Below are 16,324 nucleotides of genomic sequence, written 5' to 3'. Positions count from 1 at the left end.
TCGCGATAGATGTGATAGCTCACTATAGACGTGGCTATTTAGTCTTGGCGGATCAAGGGCGGAAGGAGAGGAGGGAGGCCTCCAGTTCCAGCATCGGCTCACGCTTGGGATGGCCGGGGGCATAGACGAAAGCCATCAGGCTCCATGGGGAGTTCTTTTTGTGATAGAGAATGTAGGGGCCACCCATGGCGTCACCTCGCATTTCCCAAAGTCCTCGGAGCATGTCGGCCTTCCGGGGGAGTTTCTTCTTCTCTAAGTCTGTCGTCCGCTGATCGTTTGGCAGACCGGTTGCCAGTTGCATGTACATGCCTTTTTCTTCTCCAGGCATATTCCTTTGAAGGATGCTGTCGACCTTCTCTCCGGCCGGGAAGATCAGGATGTTCTTCATCACCCTACCATCGTTGTTGGAGATCCAAAGGAAATGACGGGCCCGTTTGCAGGAGGTCATATCTTGTGGAATCAACATTTTTTCTCCGGTCAGTTGGCTCACCCTCTTTTCCATCTTTATGTTTCGGTGACGCAGCAGTTGGATCTGCTGATGTCGGAGGACAGCCTGAAGGATGGCATTGACGAGACGTTGGGGATCACGGCCGTTGCTTGTGATGATTGTCTGTGGAAAGGCATACTTATCATTTATGCTTTCCAGTGATCTGCCCCTGTCATAACGAACGATGATCTTCGCCTCTCTCAAGTCACCCCGAAAGTCTGACGGTTTGATGTCCGTGAGATCGAAGAGATATTCCGGTTGGGGAAGTCCCTCCATCCTTCGGTCTTGCAGTATCCTTCTCAGTTCATGATGGGGGCCGTCAATGAGGACGATCTCAGAAGGTCTGCCGATGGCATCGGGAAGCTTCGAGGAGCGGCGACAGCCTGTGAGGATGATCACGCAGAGACTGATCAACAAGGTATGCAGAAGGGCGGGACGGGTTCGTTTCATTTTCTGATCTCTCCGATTTTTTTCGAAGTACTCAACAGTCCGCAGGCCGCATAGATGTCCTGTCCCCGTGAGGCACGGATCGTAGTGAACACGCCATGCTCGGTAAGGAAATCACGGAATTTCTCCATTACCTCGTCGCTGGCACCGTGGAGAGGGACATTCGGGATTTGGTGGAATCGGATGAGGTTGACGCGGCAGTCGAGAGGCTTGAGGAGTTTGACGACAGCCTTGGCATGTTGCATGTCATCATTCAGTCCACCGAAGACAATATATTCAAACGACAACCGCCGCTGATGGCTGAAGTCGTAATTGCTCAGCAGTTCAACGATCTCCTCAATACTCATGCCGCGTTGTGCCGGCATGAGGGAGGCACGCTCTTCGGGAATGGCATCATGGAGGCTGATAGCCACCTGACAGTCACTCTCTTCGAGGAACCGTTTCAGTTTGCCGCGGATGCCGACACTGCTCACCGTGATACGCTTCGGACTCCAGGCCCAGCCCCAGGGCGCCGTGAGCGCCTGTGTGGCCCGCAGCACGTTATCGAGATTGTCCATCGGTTCCCCCTGACCCATGAAAACGATATTCGTCAGTTCGTCCACCTCCGGCAGGGCATAGACCTGATTGAGAATGTCGCTGGCCGGCAGACTGCCCTCAAATCCCTGCTTTCCCGTCTGGCAGAACAGGCAGTTCATCTTGCAGCCCACCTGAGAGGAGACACACAACGTGGCGCGTCCTCCAGTCTCCGGGATGAAGACCGTCTCGACGAATTTCCCGCTGCGGGTAGGGAAGAGGTATTTGATGGTGCCGTCTTTAGAATGTTGGGCATCGATGGGACCAGCACAGCCGATCTCGTATTCCTCTTCCAACTTGGCTCGGTTATTCTTGGAGATGTTGGTCATCTCGTCGATGGATTTCACATGATGCACATAGATCCATTCGGCGATCTGCTTAGCGGTGAAGCGGGGCATGCCGAGGACCTTGACGACATCCTGGAGTTCCGTCAGGGAAAGGCCGAGGAGGGCTTTTTTCTGTATTTTTTCTTCTTTGTTTGTTGCTTCTGTCATAACAATGCAAAATTACGATATTTTTCCCGAATGACCAAGAAAGGCTTTTTATTTTTTATAATTATGTGTCTCCCCTGCTCCGTTGTGCTGATTTTTTTGTAACTTTGTCGCTTGAATACGAAGCAATAAGAACAATTCAACAAGAAAATGATCAAACGACAAGTAGATATCTTCTTCTCCGATTCCCCCGTTCATGGCGGTCTGGTGTCCGACGCGGCCTTGAGGGGTCTCTTGAAGAAAACCAATAAGAAATATATTCTCCTACTCTTGCAGGATACTTCCATCACATGGGGGCCCAATGCCCTTCAACGGCTTGTCCGAGTGGCAGAAGAGACGAATGCCGGTATTGTCTATGCCGACTATGATGAGATCAGTGAAGGCCAGCGGCAGCATCATCCGGTTATCGATTATCAGAAGGGATCGTTGCGTGATGATTTCGATTTTGGTCCTGTCATCCTTCTGCGTCGGGAGCTCTTGGAGGAATATGCTTATCAAAGTCCGACCATCCAATGTCCATCGGTATGGGATGGTAAAGAGGAAGTGCAACTTCAATATGCCGGTTGGTACAGTTTCCGCCTTTTTGTCTCCCGTGAGTCCACGATATTCCATGTGAACGAATATCTCTATACCGCGGAAGCTCAGGATCTCCGGAAGAGTGGCGAGAAACAGTTTGATTATGTCAATCCCCGAAACCGTGAGGTACAGATCGAGATGGAGCAGGTCGTCACGGATCATCTTTGGCGTCTGGGCGCCTTGGTCGACTCCAAAGGTTATCAGACTCCCGATTTACATGAGCAGCCCTTCGACCGTGAGGCCAGTGTGGTGATTCCCGTATACAATCGTGTCAAGACCATTGGTGATGCCGTGAAGAGTGCCTGTGAACAAGAGGCACCTTTCGACTATAATGTGATTGTCGTTGATAACCACAGTACCGATGGCACTGCCGACGTGTTGGCCTCTTTGAAAGAGAAATATGGGGACCGACTGGTGGTCATCGTTCCCGAGCGTCAGGAACTTGGTATTGGCGGTTGTTGGGATGAGGCGGTCAATTCCGCAGCCTGCGGCCGTTTTGCCATCCAGCTCGATTCCGATGATCTCTATTCCTCCCCACATACCGTGGAGAAGATCGTCAAGGCTTTCTATGATCAGAAGGCAGCGATGGTCATCGGAGCCTATCGGATGTGTGATTTCTCACTGAATACCCTTCCTCCCGGCCTTATCGACCATCATGAATGGACCTTGGAGAATGGTGCCAACAATGCCTTGCGTATCAATGGCCTCGGTGCCCCCCGTGCCTTCTTCACGCCGTTGGTCCGTCAGGTGCAGTTCCCCAATACCAGTTATGGTGAGGATTATGCCCTGGGCCTGTGGTTCAGTCGTCACTATCGCATCGGTCGTATCTATGACGAGCTTTATCTCTGTCGTCGGTGGGGAGGCAACAGTGATGCCGACCTGTCACAGGAGAAAGTGAATCGGAACAATCACTATAAGGATGAGATCCGGACGATGGAACTCGAGGCTCGCATCCGCGAGAATAAGTATATTGATTTAGACCAGCAGACCGCTTTCGACCGTTTCTTCGAGCATCAGTTGCGTATCTGGCCGGAGGTGGAACAGCGTTATACCGATCTGCAGGGTGTCCAGGTCCGTGCCCTCGGGAAGTTGCGCGCACAGTGGAATCCGGCCCGTATCGTGAGTACGGGCGCGAAGGTGGATCATGCGACGATCGCCCAGCGGCCTTGTTTCCTCTGTGACGAGAACCGCCCCAAGGAACAGCAGAGTATGCCGTTGGATGGCGATTATCATCTACTGGTCAATCCTTTCCCCATCCTTCCCGAGCATTTCACCATTCCGGCCCGTAAGCATCAGCCGCAGCATATCGAGGAGACGTATGGGGAACTTTTTCAGCTCTTGGATCATGAGCCGGATATGATGTTCTTCTATAATGGTCCGAAATGTGGCGCCAGTGCTCCTGACCATCTCCATTTCCAGGGAGGAACGAGTGGACTGACCCCATTGGAACAGAACTGGTGGGATGAGCAGAAAGATGCGACCGTCCTTGTCGACTTTGACTATCACGGTCAGTTGCTGGCCTTGCGCGACTATCCTTGTCATGCCTTTGCCATCCGTACCTTAGAGAAAGAGATCGGTCTGCGCCTCTTCCGGCGCCTCTATCGTGCACTTCCGCAACGAGAGGACGAGACCGAGCCGATGATGAATATCGTAGCTTGGTTTGACCGTGGCATGGAGGAATATATAACTGTTATTTTCCCGCGCGAAAAACATCGTCCCGATTGCTATTATGCTACGGGTGACGACCAGTTGCTCATCAGTCCCGGAGCCCTTGATATGTCGGGACTTGCCATCCTTCCACGTAAGGAGGATTTCGAGAAACTGACCGAAGCGCGATATATTTCGATATTGAAAGAAATGTGTGTTTCCGATGAAACTTATGAAACGATCATCCAGAAGGTCCGTGAGCCGGAGGTAAAGGTTGGTATTGTCGGAGCCAAGGAGTTGCATGTTTCTTTCCATGGAGCTTATGTCAGAAATGGCGAGCATATAGAAGGCGACCATACCGTAGCGCTCTCTGCGAAGGGCGAACTGTTGTGGGACGGCAAAGCCTGTGAGGATCAGGAATTGTTGCTGGCGCCTTATGCCAGCTCGTGTTCCTTCTCCATTGATGATGTCGTCATCGGGGTCCATTTCCACTGGCAGCGCAAAGAGCGTCAGACCTTCTCCGGAAAATTGAAACTCTGTGTCGGACTTGATGGGAAGGACCGGGAGGAAGAAGGTCCGGAGGCTGAGCCGCGGATCTACGCCATCAATATCCTTCGAGTGGAGACTTATCTGGAGAGTGTCATCTCGAGTGAGATGAGTGCCACGTCGAGTCTGGAGCTGTTGAAGGCCCATGCCGTGATCTCCCGCAGTTGGCTCATGCATATCCTCCGGGAGGAAAAAGCGCCGCAAAAGAGTATGACCGGATCTCCTGTCTCAGAGGGTCCCATTACCCATGGCGAGCATATCCGTTGGTACGACCGTACGGATCACACCCTCTTTGATGTCTGTGCCGATGATCACTGTCAGCGTTATCAAGGCATTACCAAGGAGACGAGTGAGCATGTCCGTGAGGCTGTGGAAGCTACCTACGGGCAGGTCCTCGTCAGTGATGGTGAGATCGTCGATGCCCGTTTCAGCAAGAGCTGCGGTGGCGTGAGTGAGGAGTATCAGTATTGTTGGGAGGCTGAGCCGAAGGCCTATCTGAAAGCCATACGGGATGACCGCGATACCGTCGTTCCCGATCTTACCGTAGAGGCCAATGCCGACCGTTGGATCCGCACGGCACCTCCCGCTTTCTGCAACACCCATGATGAGAAGATCCTCTCTCAGGTCCTCAATGACTATGACCAGGAGACCACCGACTTCTATCGTTGGAAAGAGACGGTGCCGCAGGAGCATCTGCAGCAGTTGTTGAGAGACAAGTGTCAGATCGTTGTCGGTGCCATTACGGACCTCGTACCGCTGGCCCGTGGCAAGAGCGGACGAATCTGGAAGTTGCAGATTGTGGGAACGGAAGGAACGGTAGTGATCGGCAAGGAGTTGGAGATCCGGCGGGCCCTCAGTGACAGTCATCTCTATAGTTCCGCTTTCGTTGTCGACAAGGTCTTTGAGGATCAGACGAAAGACAGAGCCGCTGTACCTTCCGCCTTCGTCCTTACCGGAGCCGGTTGGGGCCATGGTGTCGGTCTCTGTCAGATCGGTGCTGCCGTGATGGGCGAGCAGGGATACAGCTACGAGGAAATTTTGAAACATTATTATCAGCATACAACCATCGAAACGATATGAAGAAACGACCATCTATCAATCCATGGGCCTGGGTGCCCTCCCTCTATTTCGCGGAGGGAATACCGAATGTCATCGTCACCGTTGTCTCATTGGTGATGTACAAGCAGATGGGCCTGAGCAATGCCGCCATCACATTCTATACGACATGGCTGAACCTGCCGTGGCTCATCAAGCCGTTGTGGAGTCCTTTCGTCGATATCATCCGGACGAAGCGTTTCTGGGTCGTGGCGATGGAGCTGTTCATCGGTGCCGCCCTGGCGGGTGTGGCTTTTACGATCCCCACCCATTGGTGGTTCCAGTCGACGATGTTCTTCTTCTTCCTGATGGCGTTCTCCAGTGCGACGCATGATATTGCCGCCGACGGCTTTTATATGTTAGGCTTGTCGCAGCATGACCAGAGCCTCTTCGTCGGGATTCGCAGCACGTTCTATCGTTTCGCGATGATCTTCGGTCAGGGCGTCCTCGTGATGGTTGCCGGAAACCTGCAGGTGTTGTTCCGGAACAGTATCCGACTGTCCTGGAGCCTTACTTTCTATGGCCTGACGGGATTGTTCATTGCCCTGTGGCTCTGGCACCGGTTTATCCTTCCTCATCCCCGGGAGGATCATCCGCGTAAGGGCGTCACCATGAATGATGTATGGCATGAGTTGGGTCAGACGATTGTGACGTTCTTCACCAAACCGTATATCGTGACCGCGATACTGTTCATGTTGTTCTACCGTATGCCTGAGGGCTTTCTGACGAAGATCACGCCGTTGTTCCTCATTGACTCCGCGTCGAACGGCGGTCTCGGGCTCTCTCCCCAGGAATATGGTTTCGTGTCAGGAACAGTGGGTGTCATCGGTCTTCTGCTCGGTGGTATCCTCGGTGGCATGGCCGTCTCCCGTGATGGCTTGCGGCGTTGGCTGTGGCCGATGGTCTGTGCCATCACGATCCCCGATCTCGTATATGTCTATCTGAGTTATTCCATGACGAACAATCTGATGATTGTAAGCGCTTGCCTGTTCTTTGAACAGTTTGGCTACGGATTCGGTTTCACGGCTTATATGCTTTACCTCATTTATTTCTCCCAAGGAGATTACAAAACGAGTCATTATGCGCTTTGTACCTTCTTCATGACGGCCAGTCTGATGTTGCCGGGTTTGGTGAGTGGATGGATGCAGGAGCAGATGGGATATCGGATGTATTTTGTGTTGGTCATGGCATTCTGTTTAGTTACTTACATCGTAACAAAACTCGTACATATTGATCCCGAATTCGGGAAAAAATAATTTAAAAGTAAAAAAGTAAAGAAGTAAAAAAGTAAAGCTGCCGCAACTGCCGACGTTTACTTTTTTACTTTTTTACTTCTAATCAATGTACCGTTGTGTGATCCCTCCGTATTGGTCGATACGGCGGTCACGGAGGAAGGGCCACCAGCGGCGGACCTGCTCGCTGTGCTCGAGGTCGATGTTGACCACGATGCTCTCTTCCTCGTTATCAGAAGCACGGTAGAGGAGTTCGCCTTGCGGTCCTACGACCATGCTGCTGCCCCAGAACATAATACCTTTGGTCTGACCACTCGGGTCGGGCTCAAAGCCCACGCGGTTGACGGTCACCACGGGGAGGCCGTTAGCCACGGCATGCCCGCGTTGTACGGTCGTCCAGGCTTCCCGCTGCCGTTGCTGTTCCTCCGGCGTGTCACTCGTCTCATAACCGATGGCGGTAGGGTAGATGAGAATTTCCGCGCCCTGCAGGGCCATGAGTCGTGCGGCTTCGGGGTACCACTGGTCCCAGCAGACGAGGACGCCGAGACATCCCACACTGGTGTCGATGGGGTGGAAGCCGAGATCGCCGGGGGTAAAATAGAATTTCTCATAATAGGCCGGGTCATCAGGGATATGCATCTTACGGTATATACCGGCGATGGAGCCGTCGCGCTCCATCACCACAGCGGTGTTATGATAGAGTCCCGGCGCCCGTTTCTCGAAGAGTGACGTGACAATGACGACATTCAACTCCCGTGCCAGCTCTCCGTAGAAGGCCGTGGACGGACCGGGGATCGGCTCGGCGAGGTTGAAGTTGTTGACATCTTCCACTTGACAGAAATAGAGGGAGTTATGCAGTTCCTGCAGTACGATGAGTTCAGCGCCGCGGTGGGCGAGGTCCGTGATCTCTTCTGCCGTCCGTCGGAGATTTTCTTTCACGTCGGCGGACTTGGACAGTTGTAAGAGTCCGATTTTGAGTTCTTTGGTCATATTGTTGTTGATCAAGGGCTTATTGGGCGATAGAGGCTCCTTGAGCCCAGTTGAAATTGGTATGTGTGCGGATAGCCCCCTTAGGCAGTTGCATCGTGAGGCAGTGGATGGAACCGTGCTGACGGATGACAGTACGGGCATCAACGCCGATGACGGTCCTGCCGGGGAAGGCCTTCTGGATCTGCTCTTTGGCCCTTTCATCTTTCTCCGGCTGTCCGTAGGTCGGCACGATGACGGCGCCATTGATGATGAGGAAGTTGGCATAGGTGGCCGGCAGACGGTCGTCACCGTCGTAGATGGCATCGGGCATGGGCAACGGAATCAACCGGTAGGGCTTTCCGTCGAGGGTACGGAGCGTCTTCAGCTGCTCTTCCAGTTTGACGAAGTCGTCGTGTTGAGGATCGCTCTTGTCACCGGGCTCGATATATAATAAGGTGTCATTGGGCGCGAGGCGAACGATGGTGTCGATATGTCCGTCGGTATCATCGCCGATGAGGTGTCCGTGGTCGATCCATACCACGCGCTGGGCATGGAAGAGGATGCGCAGTCGCTCATCGATGTCTTTCTTTGTCAAAGGCTCATTGCGATGAGGAGCCAGCATGCACATGGAAGTGGTGAAGATCGATCCCTTTCCGTCGCTCTCAATGGCACCACCTTCGAGCGTGAAGTCCGTGTGGTTCTCCAAGACGGCCTTGAAGGCACCGGCATAATAGAGCTGCAGGTTGATGCGGTTATCCTTGTCATAAGGATATTTCTCTCCCCATCCGTTGAAGTTGAAGTCGAGCATGTGGATCGGCACCTGCCAAACATGGGCTTTACCCGTAGATACCAGTGTGATCGGACCATGGTCACGGGCCCATGTGTCATCGGTGTCGACGGCATAGCATTTGACTTTTTTCATCTGTTCCTCGTTCAGTCTGTCCTTCAACTGTTTCTCTACCTTCTCCGGCTCAGGTGTAGCGATGATGAGTTTCTCATGCCGTGTGATGATGTCGGCAAGTTGTAGAAAGGTCTCCGTGATTTCCTGGAGATAGGGTTTCCAGTCGGTATGTTCATGAGGCCATGTGAGCATGATACCGCTCTGTCGGTCCCATTCCGGAGGCAAAATAAAATCACTTTGTAAGGTTACATTCATCTTCTTCGGTTTTAAGGGTTGAACAATGTTGATACTGCGTTATCTGATGCAAATCTAGTTAAAAAAATTGATACCACCAACGAAAAGCGAAAAAAAAAGAGAAAAGTTTGTAGGTCTCAAATAAAAATTGTACTTTTGCAACCTAAAACATTTTAGCGTGAAATTAGGAAATGTACTTCATGCCCTTGAACGTTTCGCGCCTCTGCCCCTGCAGGAAGGCTATGATCATGCCGGCCTGCAGATCGGATTACCAGAGGCGGAAGTCTCAGGGGCTTTATTGTGTCTTGACGTGACGGAGTCCATCGTCGATGAGGCGTTGTCAAAAGGCTGCAACCTCATCGTGAGTCACCATCCTCTGCTCTTCCACGGCCTTCACCGCATCAGTGGGGAGGATATGGTCCAGCGCGTCGTCGCCAAGGCCATCAAGCATGACCTGGCCATCATCTCCATGCATACGAATCTCGATGCCGCTCAGGGTGGCGTCAACTGGAAGATCGCGGAGAAACTCGGACTGTCCGACTGTCGCCCGCTTGGAAAGGAGCAGGAGGTGGAAGGTGTGCGGGGATCGGAAGGTCTCCTTGGACGATTCGCCGAGCCGATCGCCGCCGATGACTTCGTGGAGCTCGTCCAGCGTGTCTTCAAGGTGGAGTGCGTGATGACCAATGAGCTCTTGCGCCGTCCCATCGAGACCGTTGCCCTCTGTGGTGGCGCCGGCAGTTTCCTGTTGCCGACAGCCCTTGCAGCCGGAGCCGATGCCTTCCTGACCGGTGAGATGCATTATCATGAGTATTTCGGCCATGAGCAGGAGATTCAGCTCTGTGTCATTGGGCATTACCAGAGTGAGCAGTATACCTCAGAACTGTTACAGGAGATTCTTCAGAAGAGTTGTCCGGAGTTAAGGACGGTAGTGACGGAAGAAGACACGAATCCTATTTTGTATTTTCATCAACATTAATTCATATTTATCACAAACGATATGTCAACAAAAAAAGATCCTACAGAAATGACGGTAGAGGAGAAACTCTCCACCCTCTACCAGTTACAGCAGACGCTCTCTGCCATTGATGAGAAGCGTGCCCTTCGTGGTGAGTTACCTTATGAAGTGCAGGAGCTGGAGGATGAGATCGCCGGTCTTCAGACACGTGCGGAGCATATCCAGCAGGACATTGACAGTTTCAACAATGCCATTGCCAAGAACCAGGCCGACATCCAGGATGCTCAGGCCTCTCTGGCGCGTTATCATCAGCAGTTGGACACGGTAGCCAACAACCGTGAGTATGACATGCTGAGTAAGGAGATCGACTTCCAGCAGTTGGAGGTAGATCTGTGCAACAAAAAGATCAAGGAGGCCCAGCAGAAGGTCTTTGAGAAGCAGCAGACTCTCACTAACACACAGTCTACTATTGAGGACCGCACTGCTGATTTGGAGCACAAGCGTGGAGAACTCGATGAGGTGATGCAGGAGACAAAGGATGAAGAGGCTAAGCTGAAGGTCAAGGCTGAGGAGCTGGAGAAGAAGATTGAGCCCCGTCTCCTTCAGAGTTTCAAGCGTATCCGCAAGAATGCCCGTAATGGTCTGGGTATCGTTTACGTGCAGCGTGATGCCTGTGGTGGTTGTTTCAACAAGATCCCGCCACAGCGTCAGCTCGACATCAAGATGCACAAGAAGATCATCGTCTGCGAGTATTGTGGTCGTATCCTCATCGATCCTGAGTTGGCCGGTGTGAAGACCGTGACCAAAGAGGAGAAGCCGAAGCGCAAGCGTTCCATCCGTAAGACGAAGAAGGCCGCTGAGGACGCTGCCGTCCCCGAGGCATAATATTTCGGAACATGATGAATCATGTCCCAATCATAATAAAATGGCTATAGTGTAAAAAACTATAGCCATTTTTTTGTGCATTGCAGAAAAAGATGTATCTTTGTCTGCAGATTAATATATGTGATGCTGTAAAGAAATGAGAAGTAAACGTTTACATGTAATTTTGCTCACTGCCATGATGGTCTTAGGTCTGGCAGGTTGTGGCACGACGCAGACGGTGCCTATCACGGGCCGTCAGCACAAGATTGCTGTCTCTGATCAGGCTCTCCTCCAGGAGTCCCGTCAGGAGTATGCCGCTTTTATGGCAAAGAACAAGAAGTCTACCGATGCTGCCAGCACAGCGATGGTCCAGCGTGTTGGTCGCCGTTTGGCCAATGCTGTAGAGACTTATCTAAAGCAGAACGGCTATGCCTCAGAGATCAAGAACTATGAATGGGAGTTCAACCTCGTACAGAACAAGGAAGCCAATGCCTGGTGTATGCCTGGCGGTAAGATTGTTGTCTATGAGGGTTTGCTGCCTATCACGCAGAATGAGACCTCTCTGGCTATCGTCCTCGGTCATGAGATTGCCCATGCTGTCGCTAAGCATAGTGCGGAGCAGATGACGAAGGCACAGAATCAGAACATCGGTATTCAACTCGGTGGTGCCCTCCTCGGCGCCGTCGCCGGCAGTGATGTGGCCAATGTTGCTGCCAATGTCGCCAGTAATGGTTTCCAGTTGCTGAACCTCAAATACAGTCGTCAGGATGAGCTCGAGGCCGATCACATGGGTCTGATCTTTGCCGCTATGGCCGGCTATGATCCCCAGCAGGCCATTCCGTTCTGGAAGCGTATGGCCGGTAACAGTGGCAATGGTAGCAGTGGCTCTTATACGGGAGCGTCCACATCCGACTTCCTCTCCACGCACCCCTCTGACGCCAAGCGTATCGCCGCCCTGGAGCAGGAGATGCCTGAGGCTCTGAAATACTACAAGCAGAGCTCGAAAGCCGTGACGACAAAGAAGACGACGTCACGCAAGAGTTCTTCGCGCAAGAGACGTTAATATCTTATTTGGTTCCCGCCGGTATCTGTTCGGTTGCCCAACTGCCTTGGAAACATCCGTCGTACCGACGGCGGGCCGCCACAAGGGACGGCCCCTGCAAGTGGATATTTTGATAACCCTTTATTCCGATGACTATGATAGATTATATTTCTGCCAACCTATGGCTCCTGTGGTGCGTCGTCACCTTTGTGTGCCTCATCCTAGAACTGACCTCCGGTGATTTCTTTGTCACTTGTTTTGCCATCGGTGGCCTCGTGGCCATCGTCAGTGCCGTTATCGGACTTCCTTTCTGGTTGCAGGTACTGATTTGGGCCGCCTTCTCCGTATTGAGTATTAAACTGATCCGTCCCCGACTGTTGAAAGCCCTGCATAAGGGTGGTGACCATCGTGTGAGCAATGCCGATGCCCTCATCGGTAGGGTAGGAACGGTCATCGAGGAGATCCGTCCCGGTGGCAGCGGGTATGTGCAGGTCGACGGTGACCAGTGGAAGGCGGTCTCCGATGATCCCGAGCCGATCCATAAAGGGGAGAAGGTGAAGATCGTCAGCAGAGAAAGCATTATTGTAAAAGTAAAAAAGTAAACGTAGGGACATGGTTGATCCTGTTCCGTTAAACCTATAAAAAACTGTATTATGATTGCAACCTATGTCTTAATTGCCATCGTCATCCTCGTCCTGGTGTTCGTGAAGATGGCCGTCGTCATCATTCCGCAGAGTGAGACGAAAATCATTGAGCGTCTCGGACGCTATTATGCCACGTTGAAACCGGGTGTGAACATCATCATTCCGTTCATCGACCGGGCGAAGGAGATCGTCTCCCTGCGCAACGGACGGTATGTGTATACCAACACCATCGATCTCCGTGAGCAGGTCTACGACTTCGACCGTCAGAACGTGATCACGAAGGATAATATTCAGATGCAGATCAACGCGCTGCTCTATTTCCAGATCGTCGATCCTTTCAAGGCTGTCTATGAGATCAACAACCTGCCGAACGCTATTGAGAAACTGACGCAGACGACGCTCCGTAACATCATTGGTGAGATGGAACTCGACCAGACGCTGACGTCACGTGACACCATCAACACGAAGCTCCGTGGTGTCCTCGATGATGCTACGAACAAATGGGGCATCAAGGTCAACCGTGTGGAGCTGCAGGATATCACGCCGCCGCAGAGTGTCCTCCAGGCCATGGAGAAGCAGATGCAGGCTGAGCGGAACAAGCGTGCCACGATCCTCACCAGTGAGGGTGACAAGCAGGCACAGATCCTGCAGAGTGAGGGTGACAAGGCCGCCATCATCAACAAGGCCGAGGCTGCCAAGCAGCAGGCCATCCTCCGTGCCGAGGGTGAGGCCCAGGCCCGTATCCGTAAGGCTGAGGCCGAGGCCATCGCCATAGAGAAGATCACGGAGGCTGTCGGCAAGAGTACGAATCCGGCCAACTACCTCCTGGCACAGAAATATATCCAGATGATGCAGGAACTTGCCGCCGGCGATAAGACGAAGACCGTCTATCTGCCCTATGAGGCGACGAATGTCCTCGGCAGCCTCGCCGGCATCAAGGAACTGTTTAAAGACCAATAATTTCCGTTTGATCGGCTTTATAAACTCTTTACGATCCTCTCGGCGCTTCGTCCGTCCCATCGGTCGGGGATGGCGGCATCTTTCCACTGTCCCTGCACCATGTTGCAGACGGCACCGGCGAGGGCCGTGGGATCTTCACCCACGAGGACATTCGTACCGATCTTCACCGTCTCGATATGTTCCGTATAACTGTTCAGCGTGATACACGGCACCTGGTTGAATGTCGCCTCCTCAGCCACATTACCGCTGTCGGTGATGATGCCACGGGTATGACGCGTGAGATGGGAGAATTCGAGATAACCCAACGGCTGGACAATATGGAAATGACTGAGGTCGAGTCCGTCATGGAGTCCGAAGGCCATGATCGTCGTCACGGCTTTATCACGCAGTGGCGCGATGATATCCATATCCCCGGATGTCGCAAGCATCTGCTGGAGCATCTTCAGCAAGTTCGGCTTATTGGCCAGGAGGGCCTTACGGTTGATGGTGAAGACGAGGTACGGCTTGTCATTGCCATTCTCATCTTTCGTCCAGCGCGTCACTTCCTCGGGGAGCGTAGCCTTCTCAATCTTATCGTGGAGGAAACGCAGATTATCCATGAGCACATTACCCACCATATATACTTTCGACAGTTCAGCGCCCTCACGGTTTGCTATGGAGTTGTTACTGATACCGGCGGTGAAGAGGATGTCGGAGAGGCCGTCGATGACGAGGCGGTTGATCTCCTTCGGCATCGTGATATCGAAGGAGCGTGTGCCGGCGGCGATATGTGCCAGTCGGATGCCCTGTTTCTTCGTTACGATGGCGGCGGCCATGGTCGAGGCGAGGTCGTCGACGACGATGACGGTATCCGTGGGGTGCTGCTGCAGATAGGTCTCGAACTTCGACATCACCTGTCCCGTGAGTTCATTAAGGTTCTCACACTCCACGCCGAGAAAGACATTCGGCCGTGGAATCTCCAGTTCCTCAAAGATACTGCTCTCGAGTGTCGGGTCGTCAGCGGGACCGGCATAGACGAGCTCGTAGTGGATGTCCGTGCCGGCGGCTTTCTCTTTCTCAATGGCTCTGATCACCGGTGCCACCTTGATGAAGTTCGGGCGGGCACCGCAGAAAATACAGATATTCATACGCCTTTTGATTTTTTTGCTATTTGTTTTGATGGTACAAAGTTACGAAATATTTTTGAGAAACGCATTTAAAGCAGTTGGAATTTCAACCCCAGCGACAGGCCGAGGATCTGCCAGAGGCTGATCTGGTCATCCTGGATCATGGCACGGATGTAGAGATCACAGGTGCTGACTTCATAGAATGCCGTAATGGCCTTGACGAAGAAGCGGTGCCGCTCCGGGATATTCAGGGTCACCCGTTGTCCGAGGAAGACATTCAGACGGAATTTCGTCGACAGCGCCTGATAGTATTTGTCGGGATAGCGCCCCGGCTGACTCTTCCAGAACTCATGGCCGTAGACGGTATTGACGTAGATGCCCGAGCTCAGGGGCTCGAGGGCGAAGCCCTTCCCGAGGTTGATGCTCCAGGGTATATAGGTCTCTTTGACCGTCATCGTCAGTTTGGCGCGCGTACTGCTGTATTTCGGCAGGAAGCCCCAGAGGAGATGCGTCTCCCATTGTCCCCGTCGCCCGTATTCCCATCCGAAGCCGCCGGAGATGAAGCCCATGTTGCCCGCATTCTGGATGATGATCTGTGTGGGGATCAGTGACTCCCAGTATTTACGGTAGCGGTGGATGCGGTGGTCGTATTTCCCCGGGATGGAGTCTTTCAAGTAGATGCTGTCTTCCTCCCCCGCCGTGGCGGTGAGGGGCAGCAATAGGAGCAGCAGTATACTAATAATGAATCCTTTCATAGCTGTATCCGTTAGGGGTGAAGGTAAAGAGGAGGTATTCACGGGCCTGGGCACTGGCAATCTCATACCACATCGTACCGTTATGATACATATCCGTGGCCTGGAAGTGATGGTCATGGCCGTAGAGACAACAGTAGAGTCCGGGATAGAGGCTGAGGACATATCCGAACATCTTCGTGACATTGTTGTTGAACTGCTCACTGCCCGGCCCGGCATGCATGCAGACGACGGTGTGGTTGAACTTCGCGCTGTCGGCATGGATCTGCTCATCCATATAGTCGAAGTTGGGCACGGCGGCGAGATAGTCATATTCCGTAGCGTTCGTGTTCAGACAGACAAACTTCGTCGTACCGGCGATGAAGGAGAAGTCGAGGTCGCCATACATGTTCTCATAGACTTGGTCTCCCGTGCCGAGGAAGTCATGATTACCGATGAGTACGACATGAGGGCGCTCGAGTTTCTCAAGGATCTTCCGTGTCCATTCATACTCCCGCGTTGTCCCCGTGTCGGTGATATCGCCACAGTGGACGACGAAGTCTATGGAGTCCTTGCGGCGGTTGATGTCGTCGACCTCTTTCTGAAACTGGGAGACCCAGAGATGGGTGTCACTGATGAAGGCCACACGGAGGGTGTCTTTCCCTTTGCAGGTTTCTTCGATCTTCGCGATATTTGTAGCGTTGAGATTTGTGGCCCCCGTGATATGGACATCATAGGGGTGGATGTCAAACGGCCCTTTGTCACAAGCGACAAAGAGGACGGTGACCAGGAAGAGAAGGATGTTCTTGTGGTTCATGCCACAA

Annotated in this window: 14 protein-coding genes; 7 read left to right on the top strand and 7 right to left on the bottom strand. The window is 52.7% G+C overall.

Going from position 1 to position 16,324, the window contains the following annotated elements:
* Positions 1-52 precede the first annotated feature (52 nt).
* Both G604_RS0100610 and rlmN read right to left on the bottom strand, forming a co-directional pair.
* Positions 53-937, bottom strand: coding sequence for a DUF4837 family protein (locus G604_RS0100610; RefSeq protein ID WP_028908845.1), 885 nt, complete (start codon positions 935-937; stop codon positions 53-55).
* Positions 934-2,001 carry a 23S rRNA (adenine(2503)-C(2))-methyltransferase RlmN gene (gene rlmN, locus G604_RS0100605; protein WP_051220133.1) on the bottom strand — a complete coding sequence of 356 codons (1,068 nt, stop codon included), beginning with the start codon at positions 1,999-2,001 and terminating at the stop codon, positions 934-936. The genes G604_RS0100610 and rlmN overlap by 4 nt, the downstream gene beginning before the upstream one ends.
* Before the next feature lie 147 nt (positions 2,002-2,148).
* Between rlmN and G604_RS14920 the strand changes: the two genes are divergently transcribed.
* Together G604_RS14920 and G604_RS0100595 are read left to right on the top strand one after the other, a co-directional pair.
* The gene (locus G604_RS14920) at positions 2,149-5,847 is read left to right on the top strand and encodes a DUF4922 domain-containing protein (RefSeq protein ID WP_081657593.1); all 3,699 of its coding nucleotides are present in this window, start codon (positions 2,149-2,151) and stop codon (positions 5,845-5,847) included.
* Complete coding sequence (locus tag G604_RS0100595; RefSeq protein ID WP_028908843.1) at positions 5,844-7,118, top strand: MFS transporter; 1,275 nt, start codon at positions 5,844-5,846, stop codon at positions 7,116-7,118. Before G604_RS14920 ends, G604_RS0100595 begins: the two co-directional genes overlap by 4 nt.
* Positions 7,119-7,196: 78 nt before the next feature.
* Here G604_RS0100595 and G604_RS0100590 read toward each other — a convergent pair whose 3' ends face one another.
* Both G604_RS0100590 and G604_RS13120 read right to left on the bottom strand, forming a co-directional pair.
* Positions 7,197-8,084, bottom strand: coding sequence for a carbon-nitrogen hydrolase (locus G604_RS0100590; RefSeq protein WP_028908842.1), 888 nt, complete (start codon positions 8,082-8,084; stop codon positions 7,197-7,199).
* A gap of 19 nt (positions 8,085-8,103) precedes the next feature.
* Positions 8,104-9,219 carry an agmatine deiminase family protein gene (locus G604_RS13120; protein WP_036904201.1) on the bottom strand — a complete coding sequence of 372 codons (1,116 nt, stop codon included), beginning with the start codon at positions 9,217-9,219 and terminating at the stop codon, positions 8,104-8,106.
* A gap of 157 nt (positions 9,220-9,376) precedes the next feature.
* Between G604_RS13120 and G604_RS0100580 the strand changes: the two genes are divergently transcribed.
* From G604_RS0100580 to G604_RS0100560, 5 genes are all read left to right on the top strand, one after another.
* On the top strand, positions 9,377-10,174 hold the full coding sequence (locus G604_RS0100580) for a Nif3-like dinuclear metal center hexameric protein (protein WP_028908841.1): 798 nt from the start codon (positions 9,377-9,379) through the stop codon (positions 10,172-10,174).
* 21 nt (positions 10,175-10,195) lie between these two features.
* Positions 10,196-11,038 carry a zinc ribbon domain-containing protein gene (locus tag G604_RS0100575; protein ID WP_036904198.1) on the top strand — a complete coding sequence of 281 codons (843 nt, stop codon included), beginning with the start codon at positions 10,196-10,198 and terminating at the stop codon, positions 11,036-11,038.
* A gap of 136 nt (positions 11,039-11,174) precedes the next feature.
* Positions 11,175-12,080, top strand: coding sequence for a M48 family metallopeptidase (locus G604_RS0100570; RefSeq protein WP_028908839.1), 906 nt, complete (start codon positions 11,175-11,177; stop codon positions 12,078-12,080).
* A gap of 134 nt (positions 12,081-12,214) precedes the next feature.
* A complete protein-coding gene (locus G604_RS0100565; RefSeq protein WP_028908838.1) occupies positions 12,215-12,661 on the top strand; it encodes an NfeD family protein in 447 nt (148 codons plus the stop codon).
* Between the two features lie 51 nt (positions 12,662-12,712).
* The gene (locus G604_RS0100560) at positions 12,713-13,663 is read left to right on the top strand and encodes an SPFH domain-containing protein (protein ID WP_028908837.1); all 951 of its coding nucleotides are present in this window, start codon (positions 12,713-12,715) and stop codon (positions 13,661-13,663) included.
* A 17-nt stretch (positions 13,664-13,680) separates the two neighbouring features.
* Here the strand turns inward: G604_RS0100560 and G604_RS0100555 are convergent, their stop codons facing one another.
* From G604_RS0100555 to G604_RS0100545, 3 genes are all read right to left on the bottom strand, one after another.
* Positions 13,681-14,790, bottom strand: coding sequence for a UDP-N-acetyl glucosamine 2-epimerase (locus G604_RS0100555; RefSeq protein ID WP_028908836.1), 1,110 nt, complete (start codon positions 14,788-14,790; stop codon positions 13,681-13,683).
* 68 nt (positions 14,791-14,858) lie between these two features.
* Complete coding sequence (locus G604_RS0100550) at positions 14,859-15,524, bottom strand: hypothetical protein (protein ID WP_028908835.1); 666 nt, start codon at positions 15,522-15,524, stop codon at positions 14,859-14,861.
* Entirely contained in the window at positions 15,505-16,317 is an 813-nt protein-coding gene (locus G604_RS0100545) for a metallophosphoesterase family protein (protein ID WP_028908834.1), read from the bottom strand. The genes G604_RS0100550 and G604_RS0100545 overlap by 20 nt, the downstream gene beginning before the upstream one ends.
* Between the last annotated feature and the right edge of the window lie 7 nt (positions 16,318-16,324).

Origin of the sequence: Prevotella sp. AGR2160, from assembly GCF_000424185.1 — a bacterium.
Taxonomy (GTDB): domain Bacteria; phylum Bacteroidota; class Bacteroidia; order Bacteroidales; family Bacteroidaceae; genus Prevotella.
This window is presented reverse-complemented; position numbering and strand designations above follow the sequence as displayed.